This window comes from Chitinophaga sp. W2I13 (assembly GCF_050434005.1).
Taxonomy (GTDB): domain Bacteria; phylum Bacteroidota; class Bacteroidia; order Chitinophagales; family Chitinophagaceae; genus Chitinophaga.
In genome coordinates, this window is record NZ_JBNPWD010000001.1 from 1,724,170 (window position 1) to 1,740,873 (window position 16,704).

The following is a 16,704-nucleotide window of genomic DNA, read 5'->3' on the forward strand; positions in this document are numbered from 1 at the left end:
AAATTTACGATTTACAATTAACCATTCCCCTCTCCTTACTTGATACCGTAAGACTCCATCAGTTCTTTATACCTGTCGGAGTTACGGCGGCGGAGACTTTCCTGGCCTACCAGGGCCTGTATTTTCATGAAGCCATCGATGATACCTTCCGGTCTGGGAGGGCATCCTGGCACATATACATCTACCGGGATCACCTGGTCGATTCCCTGTAATACAGAGTAAGTATCAAATATACCACCGCTGGAAGCGCAGGCGCCTACGGCCATTACCCAGCGTGGCTCTGCCATCTGCAGGTATACCTGGCGCACAATAGGTCCCATTTTTTTGGAAATGGTACCCATTACCATGAGTAAATCGCACTGGCGTGGCGTAAAGGCCATACGTTCTGCCCCGAAACGGGCCATATCGTAAGTAGCCGCCATGGTAGCCATGAATTCGATTCCACAGCAGGAGGTAGCGAATGGTAAAGGCCAGATGGAGTTTTTACGCGCCAAACCTATTACCTTGTCAAAAGAGGTGGCATAAAATCCTTCACCGGAATATCCCTCGGGGATTTCCACCATCTTCACCTTGTTATTATATTGAACCGGACGAGCCATTGGTTTTAATTTAAAGAGTTAATTAATCTTCCCATTTCAGAGCACCCTTCTTTGTGATATAGATAAATCCACACAAAAAGAAGCCCACAAACATCAGCACGGCCGTAAAGCCTTCCCATCCCAATTCCCTGAAATTAACCGCATAAGGGTAGAAAAAGATTACTTCTACATCAAATAACACGAAAAGAATAGCGGTCAGAAAGTATTTGATGGCTACCGGCTGGCGGGCGTTACCCTTTTGCTCGATACCACTTTCAAAGTTGATAAGCTTGTCGCTGGTTTTGCGTTTAGGACCTAAAAAGTGAGTAGCTAACATCGTGATCCCAACGAAACCTAAAGCAGCAATTAATTGCAGTACTATAGGGAAATAGCTAAAAGGAGTAGTCGTTGCTGACAAAAATACAGTTTCTGTATACATAAGCTTCCCGATAAAAACATTGTCCGAATGCGCAAAAATACTGTAAGTTGACCAATTATCAAATCTATTAAGAGTTAAAATATTATCTTTTTTCACCAACCGGAAACTAAAAAACCTCCTGCGGGTACAGGAGGTTTTTAGCAATTATATGTAATTAATAACTATTTCTTGTTCTGACCCTGCTTTGCAGCTGGTTTGGCGGCTGGTTTTTCACGGGCAGCCATATTTTCGTTGATCTGTTTAACAGCGGTGTTATTCGGATCTAAGGCAGTCAGTTTATCAGCATATACTTTTACATTGGCTTTATCTTCCTTAAAGTAGTAGTATAACAGCTCATAAGTGTAAGCGTTGATCAGCGTACCCCTGTTTTTAGCAGGATCAACTTCAGAGATTTCTATGTATTTATCATAGAAAGGTTTTGCTACACCGGCCTGGGCCTGTGGATCTTTAGCAAAATTGCTCTGGCCTCTCCAGTAGTAACCGGTACCCAGCTCAGGTTTTGCTTCAATTACTTTCTGGAAAGCAGAATCGGCTTTAGCCAGCAAAGTAGTATCGAAAGGCTTAACATTTACGGCACCGTAGTAGTAGTTGATACCTACGTTGAAGTAATCGATCGCCTGCAGTTGCTCTTTATTAGCGAGAGATAATTCGTTCGCTTTTGCATACCATTCTGCCGCAGCAGTGTAGTTACGGGCTCCTTTCAGCTGCTCTGCGATCTGGATAAAGGTTTCCGGATCTTTTGTAGTGATAGAACCTGCATATTTTTCCAGGTAAGCCAGGGCCTTTGTATTGTATTGGTTCTGGGTAGCGGAATCAGAAGATTTCAGCTTCATGTAGATGGCTGACAACAGTTTGTAATCCGCAGAATCCAGTTTGCTTTCTCCCACCTGCTGCACATAAGTATCCATTGTTTTCTGCGCGTTCAGGGAATCACCTTTCTGGAGGTAAGAGTCCCCGATCAGCAGTACCAACTGGTTCTTATAGGCGTCGGTGGCATTTGGCAATGCTGCCTGACCTTTACTGATAGCGGCATCATAATCTTTCTTGAAGAAAGAAATAGAAGCTGACAGCAGTTCATTCTTGGTTTTATCAGCAGGATCGGCTACCGCCATATATTTCTCCAGGTATTGCGCTGCATTTTCCCAGGAAAGCTGATCTTTTTTAGGAGTGGTGTAGAACAGGAACAGTTCATATAAGGCCGGACCATATTTCGGATCCATGTTGGTGGCTTTCGTATAATCTGCTACTGCTTCTGCTTTCAGCCTGGCGTTATAGTTCACCAAACCCTGTTTCATTACTGCTTCAGCGTTGTTTGGATCAAGTTCCAGTGCTTTTTCATAAGTGGTGATGGCTTTACCGCCGTTTTCACCACCGAGGAAGCGGTAAGCATCTCCCAGCTCAATATAATCGGCTGCAACGGGAGTATATTGTTCTTTTTTCTTACGGCCTTCGTTGTTCAGGAGTTTCTCCATTACAGTGAGGGCATAAGCGCGGTCGCCACCTTTGATTTCGCTGTTTGCATCAGCAATAGCGCGGGCAACATCTCCATCGCGGCCCTGTGTGGCGGCGCTGGCGGCATCAAATTTCTGTTTTGCGGCGGCGGCATTACCATTGATCAGATCAATACGGCCCATACCAGCCTGCAGTAAAGCAGATGTGGGTACTGCCTGTAAGCCTTTTTGGAAGGTAGCAGCAGCACCTGCAGCATCATCCATTCCGAGTTGGGCTATACCGAGGTAATAATACGCTTTGTCTTCCGTAGGCTTTGCTGCGATCACTTTCTCTAAATTCTGCTTGGCAGACAGGTACTTACCGTAATACAGGTCTTTCAGTCCGTCCTCCACAGATTGGGCCATCACACCGCTTGAGGCGGCGCAAAGCAATGCTACGATTAAACTTTTCCGTTTGTTCATGCAATCTGGTTTTTTAGTTTTAGTTGTGTTTTTCTTCTACTTAAGGTTGGCTTCCCTGAATACTACATTCAATCTCGCCGGGAATAAACGGAACTGCTTCATTACCAGCTGTCCCTCATAACTACCGAGAAAGGTTGCAAATCCACTGCCAAGTCCATGATATGGTTCTTTCAGGCAATAGAAGAAGCCGCGTTTTAACGGATAGGTGCCAATACCAATATAGGCCTGGTATGGCTTAACAAATTCTGAACCATTGTCTGCTCTTAGTCTGACTACAGATACCTCACGTGTAAAAGCCATAGACAATGAATCGTTCGGATCAGAGATCCAGCTAACACCTATAACACCAATCGCGTCTTTGTTTTTTGTCACATAATCCACCACCTCCGGGTTGGTTTTCGCAGCCATTGTATTGGTTGGCAGAGGTTTACCCTTGTTGATGGAATCCATGATATACCGCACGGTGCTTGAGTTGGCATTGTCAAACACCAGTTGCCACTTCCTGTCTTTATTGGTGCCGTCCATAATCTCACGTACCTGATTCATATTCAACACAGAATCAGGATTCTCCTTATTTACCACCAGCGCAAGCGCGTCCCAGGCAAGTAAAAGGCTGTTAGGCGTAATTTTTATTTGCTTGAAGTAATCGCGTTCCTGCTGGTTGAAATCGCGGGTAACGATTACCAGGCGGGCACTATCATTTAAAAGATCTTTAAAGCAATCAGCCTCCGGTTTATAGGTAGGGATGATATGTGCTTTTGGATACAGCGATTGAAAAACTTTTATTTCCGAATCAATCAGCGGCTTATATGTCTCATCCACACTTATATGGATGGTGCCTTCTGTAGCTGTATCTAATTTTTTCGCATTTGGATTCTGTCCGCAAGCGGCCATCATCAATGTAATAGCTGCTAAATATACAGCATTCATTCTTTCTAAACTGAAAAACATATCACACCTCTTTAGTTCCTGTTAAAAAAAAGTTTTCTCACTCCATTATAAACCCTAAAGAGGCCGTAAACTATTAAAACCGCACCAACAATACTCATCATCTGTGGCGATATTCTGAATTCCCCGAATCCCAGTTTCTCCGCAAAGATTGCGAACAAACCAAAGAGGATAAAAAATATTCCCCTGATCAGCTCACCCATTGGCCGATACCTGTTTTCCTGCCGTCTGCTTGTTTGTTCTTCGTGTGTTTCCATGTTGCGAATTACAATTATACAAAAAATAATTTTTTAATCGGTCATAGAGAATTTTAGAGGAATGTTAAAAAACTGACTTAAAACCGCACCCTTTTGCTTGTCCAGCCGCAATTTGAGGCATTTTTTCAACATGTTGTTATTTTTTGATTTACAATATGATCATTTACTGACTATTACAATTTGCGGCAAATACTTCTTTGTAACTCATAAATCCCCGTTTTTTTCTTCTAATTCCTGTTAAAAGATGCAAATACACCCACATTTCCATAATATCTTGTAGGTTTGCGGCCTGATATTCAAATATTCATCCGCATGAAGATATTGATGGTTTGCCTGGGTAATATTTGCCGCTCCCCCCTTGCAGAAGGGATTATGAGGCACCTGGCAGCAACAAGGGGACTGGACTGGGAAATTGATTCTGCCGGTACCGGCAACTGGCACGTGGGCCATTCACCAGATCACCGCTCCATAAAGGAAGCCCGGAAAAATGGTGTGGATATCACCGGCTTACGGGGCAGGCAGTTCCAGACCGCCGATTTTGATACCTTTGACCGCATCTATGTAATGGACAGGAATAATTATGCCGATGTGCTGCGCAAAGCCCGGAACAACTCGGATAAAGCAAAAGTAGCCTTCCTGCTGCCGGATCAGCAGGATGTACCTGACCCCTGGTTTGACGATGCCCTGTTTGCTCCTGTTTATAAAATGATCTATCAGGCCTGTGAAAACATCGCAGACCAGCAACCATAAAACTTTTAATATTTTTCAGAGATGATAAAGCCCGGTATTCCTAAAGGCACCCGTGATTTTGGCCCGGTGGTAGTGAGAAAACGTAATTATATTTTCCAGACCATCCGCGAAACCTTTGAGGTATTTGGTTTCCAGCCGTTGGAAACACCCGCGATGGAGAATTTATCCACCCTCACCGGCAAGTACGGAGAGGAAGGAGATAAACTGATTTTTAAAATTCTGGATAATGGGGAGATCTTTGAGCGCGCACAGCAAGCGAAAGACAGCCGTGAGCTGGCATCTCTAATAAGCGAAAAGGCACTTCGCTATGACTTGACCATTCCTTTTGCAAGATACGTTGTCATGAACCAACATGAACTTGCCTTGCCCTTTAAAAGATATCAAATGCAACCAGTATGGAGAGGCGATCGTCCTGCAAAAGGCCGCTATCGTGAATTCTATCAGTGTGATGCAGATGTGGTAGGTAGCAATTCCTTACTTAATGAAGTAGAATTATTACTGATCTACGACACTGTCTTTACTAAATTAGGTATGCAAGGATATGAACTTCGCATCAACAACCGGAAAATATTGGCAGCTTTAGCGGAGCTGGTAGGCAAACCTGCCTTGCTTACTGATATCACCATTTCCATCGATAAACTTGATAAAATTGGAATGGATGGTGTAAAAGGTGAACTGAGTGATCGGGGATTGTCTGAGGCGGATATTACAATCATTGAAAACTTTCTCGGTATCCAGGGAGATAATAAATCAGTTCTGGAACAGCTTCGAAGTCTTTTTGCCAATTCAGATACCGGTAAAAAAGGCATTGAAGAATTGGACTTTGTGCTACATTCCGGATACACGACATTTAATACCACACCCATATTAGATCTTACACTCGCACGTGGTTTAAATTACTACACCGGACTAATCGTGGAAGTAAAAGCCCCGGCTACCGTGAAAATGGGCAGCATTGGCGGTGGTGGCAGATATGATGACCTTACCGGCCTCTTTGGCCTGCCAGGTATTTCCGGCGTAGGGATCTCCTTTGGCGTTGACCGTATTTACGATGTGCTGGAAGAACTGAAACTATTCCCGCAAACGGCGCAGCAATCTACCAAAGTATTATTCCTCAACCTGGGAGAAGCCAGTTCCCGCGCAGCTTTCAGCTATATGATGCAATTACGTCAGCAGGGCGTTGCCGCGGAGTTATTCCATGAACCAGCGAAGATGGATAAACAAATGAAGTATGCAGATAAAAGAGCGATTCCTTATGTCATTATCCTCGGAGAATCTGAACTGCAGGAAAACCTGGTAAGCGTAAAAAACCTTACCACGGGCCAGCAGGAGAAGATCAGCGGGGCGGAATTGATCAGCTACGCATTTTGAATAAACTCATTTCAAAATAAACAAAGAGGGCTGCACAATTAATTGTGCAGCCCTCTTTGTTTATCAGAAGAAACTAACTATTTAGCACCTTTAAATGCATCCAAACCACATTTCAGCCAGTCTGCATATGCTTTTGGGTCCGGTGTGTAACCAACAGGATGTGTCAGCAACTTTTCATCAGGACTAATTAATACATAAAATGGCTGGGAGTTATTGGAGAAGTTTTCTGTTTGCATAGTGGCAAACTTGTCTCCTATTGTTTTAATCTCCTTTTTAAACCCATTGCTGGTAGTAAACAGGAATTGCTGATCTTCGGGCAATAACTTCCTGTCATCCACGTAAAGAGAAACCAAAATGTAATCTTTCTCTATCAACACTTTTACTTCGTCTTTAGGCCAAACGTTCTCCTCCATTTTACGACAGTTAACGCATGCCCAACCCGTGAAGTCAAGCAACAGGGGTTTGTTTTGCTCTTTAGCCAGTTTGAGTGCTTTCTCGTAATCGTTTACTACATTGGCTTCCACTCCTTTGGCCGCATCTTCTCCATAAATGCTGTAATTCAACGGTGGGGGAAATCCACTGATGAGTGAACGGTTCGCATATTTAGTATTGGTGACTCCTGGCAACAGGTATACTGTAAATGCCAGGAAAATCAAGGCAAGAACGATTCTGCCTTTGCTAAGTTTCTTAATCGGAGAATCGTGTGGGAAACGAATTTTCCCAAACAAATACAATACAATACAAAATCCGATAATGATCCAGATAGCAAAGAATACTTCGCGTTTCAGAAGCCCCCAATGCTTAACCAGATCCGCATTTGAAAGGAACTTAATGGCCATCGCCAATTCCAGAAAACCTAATACTACCTTTACAGAAGTAAGCCATCCCCCAGATTTGGGCAATGAATTAAGCCACCCTGGAAACAGTGCAAAGAGCGCAAAAGGTAACGCAAGTGCAAATCCAAACCCGGCCATACCTACCGACAACTGAATAGCTCCACCATCTGTCGATAAAGAGCCCGCCAGTAAAGATCCCAGAATAGGACCAGTACATGAGAAAGACACAAGGGCCAATGTTAATGCCATGAAGAAAATTCCAACAAGACCTCCCACACTGCTTTTGGCATCTACTTTATTAGCCAGGCTACTTGGCATCTGGATTTCAAAATAGCCGAAGAATGAGATAGCGAATACAATGAAAATGACGAAAAAAGTAAGATTTAGCCAAATGTTGGTGGAAATATTATTCAATATTTCCGGATTCAATGAATCCAGGAAGTGGAATGGCAAGCTGAGAAGTACATATATCAGGAAAATGAAAAAGCCGTATATGATAGCGTTCATCACCCCTTTTTTCCTGTCCTTTGATTGTTTTGTAAAGAATGATACTGTTAATGGAATCATTGGGAATACACATGGTGTAAACAACGCGATGAACCCTCCTAACATACCAAGAATAAATAACCCCCAGAGGCTCTTTTTGGCACTGCCTTCCTGGCCTGTGCCACCACAATCTTTTACAGGATGTTGTAAATCGATAGCTGTGCGCTTTAATGTTTGCGCATTATCCGCAGATTCCTGTAAGCCAGCGGCCACATTTATCAGGTTACCTGAAGCGTCTTTATTGAACTTAAAAGCCTCTTCTTCCGGCCCGGCTACCTCTTCTCCTTTCAGTGCCATATAGTTAACACTGCCTTTGATGCTGGCGGGAACTGGTCCATCGAATTTTACCGCTGCCACCAGTTCTACCTCATTTTCAAAATATTTGATTTCCAGATTATCGAATAATGGTTCTTTGCGGTTTTCCAGTTTACCATTTTCTGTGATACCTGTAATAGTGGCTTTTACGCTGCTATCCAGTACTACCCTGGTATTAGGATCATCGTTTCCCATTGTGGTGGAAAAAAGCAACCAGCCTTTTTCTACAGTGCCCTTCAGATGCAGCACATATTCCTGGTCAGTTTTCTTTTCTGCAGAAAACTGCCATTTAACAGGCTTCGGGCTTGCGTCCTGCGCGTTTGCACTAAGTGCGAACAGGGCAAAGACAGGTATTAGAAATGAAAGCAAATGCTTCATATAGTCAATAGGCTTTAAATAATATAAATCTGAGAAAACAAGAAACGAGTTCCGTTGAGGAACTCGTTTTGCAAGTATTGTTATCAGTTACCGGATTCAATTTATTTTCCTCCAACACTTACTGCAAATTCCACTTCTTTCGGTGGCAGGCACTGATGGTCATCACAAACCATGTACTCCACAGATCCTTTTACTTTGGTAGCGGCTTTGCCTTTTACCGTTACTTTTTGTACAAAGTCTACAGAGCTTTCGTAGAATTTCAGTTCTGAGTTAAAGTTTTTGTCGAATGACTTATGCAGTTTACCTACTTCTTCCACCTTACCTACAGCGGCAGTCAGTGGATTTTTGGTGAACTTAAACGAGGTAGCTACCGGACCTTCTCCCGCTTCCTGTGCGTACAGATGCCAGCCGGCATCGATCGTAGCAGTAGCGTGTACTTCGTAGGTAGTGGCATTCACCTTCTTCGCAGTAAAGCTCCATTTTACCGGGTTCTCTATCTGTGCACTTGCCAGGATGGGCAAGGCGAATAAAGCCAGTGCTGTTAATAATTTTTTCATGCTTTTCTTTTTAATTGGTTGGTTGATTTTAATCTATCTAGTTGTTATTGATCAGACTTTGTAAGATCAGCTGCCCGTCTGTATTACCCAGGGCCAGGCTGGTAGCCCTTTCCGGGTGAGGCATCATACCAAAAACATTTTTTGCTTTGTTACAGATGCCTGCTATGTTACGGATGGCGCCGTTATGGTTAGCAGTTTCAATAATGTTGCCAAACTCATCGCAGTAGCGGAATAACACCTGGTTGTTCTTAAACAGCTCATCCAGGGTAGCGTCGTCGGCATAGTAACGGCCTTCTCCGTGTGCGATCGGGATCATTAATGGTCTGCCGGCTACATCTTTGGTGAGGGATGCAGTGGTATTTTCGCTTTTCAGGTATACATTTTTGCAGATGAACTGCTGGTGCTGGTTCTGTAATAATACGCCCGGCAGAAGACCTGCTTCACATAATACCTGGAAACCGTTGCAAACACCAATGACACGGCCACCTTTGTTGGCAAATTCAATCACACTCTGCATCATAGGGCTAAATTTCGCAATAGCGCCGCAACGCAGGTAGTCGCCAAAGGAAAAGCCGCCCGGTAATACGATACAATCTTCTGTGCTGAATGCGCTCAGGTCTTTATCCTTATGCCACAGTTCTATAACTTCCTGTCCCAGGTCATTACGCAGGGAATCAATCATATCATGATCACAATTAGAACCGGGAAAGGTGACAACGCCAAATTTCATCTGAAAATGTTTTGTGTTTATGTGTAAATAATGCTTTTAAAAAACGTTTTTCCCCACATTTTTGCCACCATTTATACGAATGACAAAACTAATGGGAAAGGACAAAATTACTTCGCCGTTCGCAATTTTCCATTGCCGTTTGTCCTGATTTAACAAATTACTGGTAATCAGGCCCTTAAAATGAAGGAATCAGCTGAAATATTGCATAACAATCACATATGCCAGTGCAAAGAAGTGGATAATGTTGGCAAAAGTGTCGTTGGTAACCGACCAGAATACGTTACCGGCGAACATAGAAATCGGCAAAACTGCCAGTACCCAGTAGGCTGCTGAAAAGTGAACATTAAAGAACGGTACCATCATGGCTACCAGTACATATATGATGAGTGCCGCCCATATTTTACGGCCCTGTATCAACATTTTTTTAAGCGGGCGCTGCAACAGCAGCCATCCTATCACGAAAAAGAGCAAACAGGCGATCATGGCGCCCCAAACCTTATAATCGGTGATCATGGGCAACGAGGCGCCTATATTCGGGATTTTCCAGAGCAGGGTCATCTGACCGGTGAGGAACAGGTAGGTGCCCATCAGGTATAACGGACAAATCAGGCCCAGCAGGGCAATGATCCATTCCGCCAGCCGGAAAGCCCGCATAATCAGCATGCTGGACAGCAACAAAGAACAGAATATAACAGAAGGAAAGTAAAAGAGCCCGCTTATCCCCAGTGCAAACCCGATATTAAACACTACATCACGGGCGGAGGTACGTGTATACAACTTCGTTATACTGGTAAATACCCACAACATGATGAGGTTTACGATCAGTGCCGGAGAAAATACGTTCCAGCTTTGCAGCATGGACGTAAACAGCAGGTAACACATGGCTGGCAGGTAAGTAGGCCGCGGAAATAACCGGTGATGATTAATGATACGGGTGAAAAGCAGGGATTGCAGAAACAGCAGTAGCACGGCCATTGACGTAAACACCAGCGGGCTGCCGCCTGTAAACGTATGCATCCATTTCACCAGCAGGTGATACAAAAGCCCTTCTGATCCGTCTGCCATATAGGTAGATGGGTGGATCAGATAGTAAAACTTAACAACCAGCGTGTATATTAACAACAGCAATACCGTTAGCGGATTGCCTGAGCGGAAAAATCTTATCACAGTGCAAAGGTGTGATTAAAAGTCAATTTTAGCAAAGCAAATATAATTCCTGTAAATGCATGGTATCACTACCGTACGGCCACTGATTTGTTTGCCATACCGGGGCATCCAGGTGAAACCCTTATCCAGGTTACGCAGCGTAGGCATGCGGTTCACTTTACCTCCCGGGGCCAGACTTACATCTGTCAACATATAATTCCTTCTGTCCAGTTCATTATACAGAAAACGTAATTCGCTGCCCACGTTTACCATCAGGTAAGACAGGTACAGGTCGGCGTTATCGTCATACTGGCTCTTATGAACAAAGTTATTCCACTGCATATTGCCCTCATCGTCGAAAGACAATACCGCTACGTTATCATAATGATAACGCAATCCCTGTGAATTATTCCAGTAGTAGGGATTGTAGTACATGGAAGAGTAAGGCGAGTAGTAATAGGGGGCGTACATGCCGCCGTAAGGACTGCCGTACATATAATTCCACCGGTTCCAGGGCTGGTAGCGGGAAGAGGTGGAGAAAGATTCTGCCGTAAGGAGGAATCCACCGTTACTGGTATTGATGATCTTACGGATGAAGTAGTCGTTAAAGGCCGCGGCGGTGCTGGATTCGCCACGGGCATTCATTTTCAGGTCATCGGGGAATACCTGCGATTTCTCATACACCGTTTTATGATTGGCGTAGTCGTACTTATACAGATACAAGCCATCTACATTTCCCCTTTTCTGTTTATAATAAAAAGCGGTGACCAGGGCCGTTTGCTTATTATTATCAAGCTTCATTTTCACTTCATCCAGCAGCTGTGCTTTGAAGGCCATTACAGAGGTTTCAAAGCTGTCGACCAGCGAACGTTTCACGACCATACTGCCGCTCACCACATAGTCGCGGTTGGACGTGCGTTCCAGCTTATTAAAGAGCAGGTCGCCGGTATTGGTAAGATTAAAGTTGCTGAGGAACTGTTTCTTTTGCATGGGCATGGATAAACGGCTGTTGTTCACCAGGCTCATGGCACTGTCGTACAGGAAGGTATAGAATACGTTGTTGTTTTCGTTATCCTGGTTGATCTTATACACCATGATGCGATTCTTATCTTCCGATACTTCAACAGAATATACTTTGTTCTCTTTGGAGTAGATACCGATGCGGGTGGAGTCGATCAGGATGGGTGCATCTGCAAATTTAGCTTCCGGCGACATGGTGGCGCAGAAACTGTATACCGCATCCTTGCGCTGGAATTGGTAGATCATCAGCACTTTATCCGGATAGGCCACAAAATCCATACTGATCACCTTACGGGGCAGGAAGTCCAGTTTAACCCTTTCTTTCAGCTGCATCGCATTGTCATATACAGACACCACATAGTCGCCGCGGTCTGTTTTATACACCAGTATATTCCCTGCTACCTTGCCAATAATCTCAAACTCGGTGCTTTTATAGTCGTCCTTCTCCGGTTCAGAATAGGTTATTTTCTGTGCCGTTGCTGCTGTGCCGGCGAAAAGCAGCAACAATAATAACTGTAGGCGGTATAGCGTATGCATGCGGTTATATAGATTTCAGATATTTTTGTGATAATGCAGATGGCCCATTTGCATGTGCCATTTTCAAACTTACATTAAAATTCAGAAATTAACTTGTCAATTTAAAGCCGGTAAGTCCTGCTTTTACATAAATTCCAAAAGGCCCGATTTATTGTGTATTTTTAATAAATTATTTTAAAAAAGCAGCTATTATTGGATGGAAACCGTTATTATAACCGGTGGAACAGGACTTATAGGGACGGCATTAACCCGGCTGCTGCTGGAGCGCGGCTATAAGGTGATTATTCTCAGCAGGCGTCCTGATAAACGCAGCAACACGAATGTAACATATGCCCACTGGAACGTGGAATCCCAAACCATAGATAAAGAAGTTATTCAACAGGCGGATTATATCGTACACCTGGCGGGCGCCAACGTGGGAGAGAAACGTTGGACAGCAGCGCGTAAACAGGAAATCATTGACAGCCGTACCCAAAGCAGTGAATTAATTTTCACTGCGCTTAAAAACTTCCCCAACAAGGTAAAGAAGGTGATCAGCGCTTCGGCAACAGGTTATTATGGCGACTTTACAGACCACATCTTCACCGAAACAGACCCTCCTGCTACCGACTACCTGGCCACCACCACCCATGCCTGGGAACAAAGCATTTCCAAAGTAACTACACTTGATAAAAAGCTGGTGATTTTCCGGACCGGCATTGTGCTCAGCCCCGATGGCGGCGCTTTAAAGGAATTCTACAAACCATTGCGGTTTGGATTTGCCACCATACTTGGATCTGGCGAACAATTTGTTCCCTGGATACATATTCACGACATTGTACGGTTGTACTTCAATGCTATTGTGAACGACCGGCTGGAAGGCGTTTACAATGCAGTGGCGCCCAATCCTGTTACCAACCGTGAACTAATACTCAGTATGGCCCGGATGGCCAAAGGACGCAGCTTTATGACTACCTATGTACCTGCTTTTGCCCTGAAACTGGCATTGGGGGAAATGAGTGTGGAAGTATTGAAAAGCGTGAAAGCGTCTGCCGACAAAATACAACGAACCGGTTTCCAGTATTCTTATCCTACCATTAACGATGCAATGGAGCAGCTGTTTAGCCGATAACGGTTTTCTCCATAGCAGCAGCTTTCAGTAAGCACTCTTCCCATTCTTTTTCCGGATCACTGTAAAAAGTGATGGCAGATCCGGTCTGAAAAGAGAGGTAGCGGTTATCTGCGTTGTACAGTATGCTGCGGATCACCACATTAAAGTCGAAATCACCTGCCGGCGTAATATATCCTATGGCTCCGGAGTAAAGTCCCCGGCGGGTTTGCTCATATTGTTCAATCAGTTGCATCACCCTTAATTTTGGCGCGCCTGTCATGGATCCCATCGGGAAAGCATTCCGCAATACTTCCGTGAAGGGCGTTTCGGGAGATAATTGTGCGGAGACGGTAGAAATCATGTGATGCACATGGGCAAAGGAATAGATGCCAAACAGTTCTGTTACCTCCACGGTGCCCTGCAAGGCAGTATGGGATAAATCGTTGCGAACAAGATCTACTACCATTACATTTTCTGCACGTTCTTTCGCACTGTTCAGCAGGTCCTGTTGCAGCTGGCGGTCTGTTACCGGGTCTGCATCTTTCCGGCTGGTGCCTTTAATCGGCTGAGAGATAACGGTGTTGCCTTTCTTTTGCACAAACCGTTCCGGGCTGGAACAGGCAAGGTAACGGTGATCCAGGCGATAATATGCGGCAAAAGGCGATGGCGACAAGGCATTGAGCCGGGTAAATAAAGCCGGTGGATGTATGCTGATATTTTCCATGAAGTTTTCGCGGCAGAAATTAACTTCATAGCAATCGCCCTGCAGGATGTGTTGTTGCAGGCTTTTCACTGCGGCAATATAGCGTTGGTGATCCAGGCGGCTTTGCAGTGGCTGCACCGGGGAAGTAACTACGGGTGTAGGATCCGGCGGCAGGTGCAATACTGCTGTAAGGATCTCCTGCGCGTCTTCCCTGGTAAAGGCTTCTCCACCGATATGCACCTGGTCTTTTTGCAGTTGTATGATGATGCGGGGCACAAAAAAGTGCATATCCGGAAAACCGATACCATCGTAGTGGTGTGAATGCAGACCTGCCGTTTCGTTTTTGAGATCATAGGCAAGGTGCCCGAAGAGCCAGCCGGCGTGTGTTTGATGGAATTGCTGTAAAGCGGGGAATGCGTTGCCGGCGTTTACTTCGAGGGTATGCAGTGCATCTGCAGCGAGTATGGCTTCATATTGATGCCAGGGAGAATCGTAATTATTATTGTCTAAAAAACAACAAATGTTGAACTGGTTTCCCCAATCCAACATTTGTTGTTTAAATATTTTCTGATTATCAACCGGAAAAGTGTGAAATATCCTGATAACAATCGTGTTTAGTGCTTAAAAATCATCATCGTCATCATCAAAACGATCGTTGAACAGATCCATGTCTTTGAATTCATCATCGATACCCAGATCGTCGTCATCATCGGCTTTTTTGCTGCCAGTGCTGGGACGGCCGCGTTTACCTTTCGACTTAGGCATGTCAAATTCCTCAAAATCAGGATCATAATCATCATCTTCTCCTTTCTCCCACGCATCATCTACATCATCCTCTTCATCTGCGTCGTCTTCTTCCTCATCATCATCTTTACGTTTTGATTTGGATGCAGACTTATCTGATTTCTTTGAGGCAGATTTGGAAGGTTTCACATCTTCATCATCCTCCTCATCATCATCATCATCCACCTCTTTCTTAGGCTTGGCCGCAGCTTTGGGAGCTTCTTTTGCAGTCTTAGGAGAAGTAGTTTTTTTGGTCTCTTTCTCTTTATCAGATTTTGATTTCATAATAGGTTACCTTATTTCTTTGCCGTAAAGTTTTAATAGTTTTTTTTATTCGCCAAATTTTTTTTGCTGTTTTTTTTCCTTACTTTTTGGTTCTACTTTTCTAGGATCTGATCGCGCCCAGGTCCGTTGGAAACGTATTTCACGGGCACACCCAGATAGGTGTCTACTGCTGTAACAAATGCTTTCATCTCCGCTGGTAACTCGTTGAACTGCTGACAGGTAGAAGTTTTATCACTCCATCCTTTAAATGTTTCCCAGACTGGTTTAATGTCCAGACCGTTAATCTGGAAAGGCAGTTGCTTTGTTTGTTTTCCGTCAATTTCATAAGCGGTGCAGGCGAGTACTTCGTCGAATTCGTCGAGCACGTCGCTTTTTGTCATTACCAGTTGGGTAACGCCACTCAGCATACAGGTATAATTCAGCGCTACCAGGTCGATCCAGCCGCAACGGCGTGGACGGCCGGTTACCGCACCAAATTCATGGCCTGCAGAACGCAGTTTCTCGCCGGTTGCATCATGCAGTTCGGTAGGGAAAGGACCGCTACCAACGCGGGTGCAATAGGCTTTGGTAACACCAATCACTTCTCTGATCCACTGTGGAGCAATACCTAAACCGGTACATACGCCGGCAGAAATGGTATTGGAAGAAGTAACGAAAGGATAAGTACCAAAATCCACGTCCAGCATACTTCCCTGGGCGCCTTCAGCCAATACTTTTTTACCGGCTTTCAGTTTCTCATTCAGGAAATATTCGCCGCTTACCACATTCATTTGCTGCAGGAAAGGGATGGCTTCGAAGAATTCAGCTTCCCAGTTGGCAATATCTTCTGAAAATTCATTTATATCGTACTGACATAACAGCTGCAGGTGTTTCTGCTTCAGTTTTTCGTACAGTGTTTTAAAATCGGGGGATAAAACATCACCTACGCGTAAACCATTTCTGCCGGTTTTATCCATGTAAGCAGGGCCGATACCTTTTAAAGTAGAGCCTATTTTATCATTTCCTTTCGCTATTTCAGACGCTTTGTCCAGCGCGCGGTGTGTAGGAACAATGATATGGGTTTTTTCAGCAATAAACAGATTTTTTGTCAGATCTACTCCCAGGGCTGAAATATCTTCACTTTCTTTTTTGAAAGCTACCGGGTCCAGCACCACGCCGTTACCGATCAGGTTGATGGTCTTATCATGAAATACACCGGATGGAATGGTGCGCAATACTACTTTCTGACCGTTTACATACAAAGTGTGACCAGCATTTGGTCCACCCTGGAAACGGGCAATCACGTCGTACCTGCCGGCAAAATAGTCCACAATCTTACCCTTGCCTTCGTCGCCCCATTGCAGGCCTAACAAAACGTCTACCATAATGATTTAATTAAATATCGGAGGTTTGTTGCTTTAAAAGAAGTCGCAAAATTAAGGCGAATATTAAGAATTACAAACAAATTACTAATTACACACCGGAATTGCGGATAAAAGGGAAGATTTCATCAAGATCTTCTGAAATCTTCCCTTTTACCCGC

At 44.3% G+C, this 16,704-nt stretch carries 16 protein-coding genes; 3 read left to right on the forward strand and 13 right to left on the reverse strand.

All coding sequences use genetic code 11. The annotated features are described in order from the left end of the window. Nucleotides 1-35: 35 nt before the first annotated feature. The 5 genes from QFZ48_RS06895 to QFZ48_RS06915 form a co-directional block, all read right to left on the reverse strand. Nucleotides 36-599, reverse strand: a complete 564-nt coding sequence (locus tag QFZ48_RS06895; RefSeq protein WP_142683785.1) for an NADH-quinone oxidoreductase subunit B — start codon at nucleotides 597-599, stop codon at nucleotides 36-38. Between the two features lie 22 nt (nucleotides 600-621). Continuing rightward, nucleotides 622-1,113, reverse strand: coding sequence for an NADH-quinone oxidoreductase subunit A (locus tag QFZ48_RS06900; RefSeq protein WP_325640829.1), 492 nt, complete (start codon nucleotides 1,111-1,113; stop codon nucleotides 622-624). Nucleotides 1,114-1,178: 65 nt separating this feature from the next. Continuing rightward, nucleotides 1,179-2,930: a hypothetical protein gene (locus QFZ48_RS06905; protein ID WP_429044714.1), complete on the reverse strand. Its 1,752-nt coding sequence runs from the start codon at nucleotides 2,928-2,930 to the stop codon at nucleotides 1,179-1,181. Nucleotides 2,931-2,966: 36 nt separating this feature from the next. Continuing rightward, a complete protein-coding gene (locus QFZ48_RS06910; RefSeq protein ID WP_370909271.1) occupies nucleotides 2,967-3,881 on the reverse strand; it encodes a substrate-binding domain-containing protein in 915 nt (304 codons plus the stop codon). A gap of 11 nt (nucleotides 3,882-3,892) precedes the next feature. Beyond that, the gene (locus tag QFZ48_RS06915) at nucleotides 3,893-4,135 is read right to left on the reverse strand and encodes a hypothetical protein (protein WP_370909270.1); all 243 of its coding nucleotides are present in this window, start codon (nucleotides 4,133-4,135) and stop codon (nucleotides 3,893-3,895) included. 312 nt (nucleotides 4,136-4,447) lie between these two features. Here QFZ48_RS06915 and QFZ48_RS06920 point away from each other — a divergent pair, with 312 nt between their 5' ends. Both QFZ48_RS06920 and hisS read left to right on the forward strand, forming a co-directional pair. Further along, nucleotides 4,448-4,885, forward strand: coding sequence for a low molecular weight protein-tyrosine-phosphatase (locus tag QFZ48_RS06920; RefSeq protein ID WP_429044711.1), 438 nt, complete (start codon nucleotides 4,448-4,450; stop codon nucleotides 4,883-4,885). 21 nt (nucleotides 4,886-4,906) lie between these two features. After that, a complete protein-coding gene (gene hisS, locus QFZ48_RS06925; RefSeq protein ID WP_429061702.1) occupies nucleotides 4,907-6,256 on the forward strand; it encodes a histidine--tRNA ligase in 1,350 nt (449 codons plus the stop codon). A 77-nt stretch (nucleotides 6,257-6,333) separates the two neighbouring features. Here hisS and QFZ48_RS06930 read toward each other — a convergent pair whose 3' ends face one another. The 5 genes from QFZ48_RS06930 to QFZ48_RS06950 all read right to left on the reverse strand — a co-directional run bounded on the left by QFZ48_RS06930 (nucleotide 6,334) and on the right by QFZ48_RS06950 (nucleotide 12,321). Then, nucleotides 6,334-8,331, reverse strand: a complete 1,998-nt coding sequence (locus QFZ48_RS06930; RefSeq protein ID WP_429061704.1) for a protein-disulfide reductase DsbD family protein — start codon at nucleotides 8,329-8,331, stop codon at nucleotides 6,334-6,336. Between the two features lie 101 nt (nucleotides 8,332-8,432). After that, nucleotides 8,433-8,888 (reverse strand): protein-disulfide reductase DsbD domain-containing protein, encoded by a 456-nt coding sequence (locus QFZ48_RS06935; RefSeq protein ID WP_370909266.1) that lies wholly within the window; start codon nucleotides 8,886-8,888, stop codon nucleotides 8,433-8,435. Between the two features lie 37 nt (nucleotides 8,889-8,925). Beyond that, nucleotides 8,926-9,618: a phosphoribosylformylglycinamidine synthase subunit PurQ gene (gene purQ, locus QFZ48_RS06940; RefSeq protein ID WP_429044705.1), complete on the reverse strand. Its 693-nt coding sequence runs from the start codon at nucleotides 9,616-9,618 to the stop codon at nucleotides 8,926-8,928. Nucleotides 9,619-9,807: 189 nt separating this feature from the next. After that, nucleotides 9,808-10,785 (reverse strand): hypothetical protein, encoded by a 978-nt coding sequence (locus QFZ48_RS06945; protein ID WP_429061705.1) that lies wholly within the window; start codon nucleotides 10,783-10,785, stop codon nucleotides 9,808-9,810. Nucleotides 10,786-10,800: 15 nt separating this feature from the next. After that, nucleotides 10,801-12,321 carry a hypothetical protein gene (locus QFZ48_RS06950; RefSeq protein ID WP_370909264.1) on the reverse strand — a complete coding sequence of 507 codons (1,521 nt, stop codon included), beginning with the start codon at nucleotides 12,319-12,321 and terminating at the stop codon, nucleotides 10,801-10,803. Nucleotides 12,322-12,517: 196 nt separating this feature from the next. Between QFZ48_RS06950 and QFZ48_RS06955 the strand changes: the two genes are divergently transcribed. Beyond that, entirely contained in the window at nucleotides 12,518-13,432 is a 915-nt protein-coding gene (locus QFZ48_RS06955) for a TIGR01777 family oxidoreductase (RefSeq protein ID WP_429061707.1), read from the forward strand. Here QFZ48_RS06955 and QFZ48_RS06960 read toward each other — a convergent pair. The 3 genes from QFZ48_RS06960 to QFZ48_RS06970 all read right to left on the reverse strand — a co-directional run bounded on the left by QFZ48_RS06960 (nucleotide 13,422) and on the right by QFZ48_RS06970 (nucleotide 16,546). After that, a complete protein-coding gene (locus tag QFZ48_RS06960; RefSeq protein ID WP_429044699.1) occupies nucleotides 13,422-14,663 on the reverse strand; it encodes an anthranilate synthase component I family protein in 1,242 nt (413 codons plus the stop codon). The two genes, QFZ48_RS06955 and QFZ48_RS06960, sit on opposite strands and share 11 nt — an antisense overlap. Before the next feature lie 72 nt (nucleotides 14,664-14,735). Beyond that, the gene (locus QFZ48_RS06965; protein WP_429044697.1) at nucleotides 14,736-15,182 is read right to left on the reverse strand and encodes a hypothetical protein; all 447 of its coding nucleotides are present in this window, start codon (nucleotides 15,180-15,182) and stop codon (nucleotides 14,736-14,738) included. A gap of 92 nt (nucleotides 15,183-15,274) precedes the next feature. Continuing rightward, nucleotides 15,275-16,546, reverse strand: a complete 1,272-nt coding sequence (locus QFZ48_RS06970) for an adenylosuccinate synthase (protein WP_370909260.1) — start codon at nucleotides 16,544-16,546, stop codon at nucleotides 15,275-15,277. Between the last annotated feature and the right edge of the window lie 158 nt (nucleotides 16,547-16,704).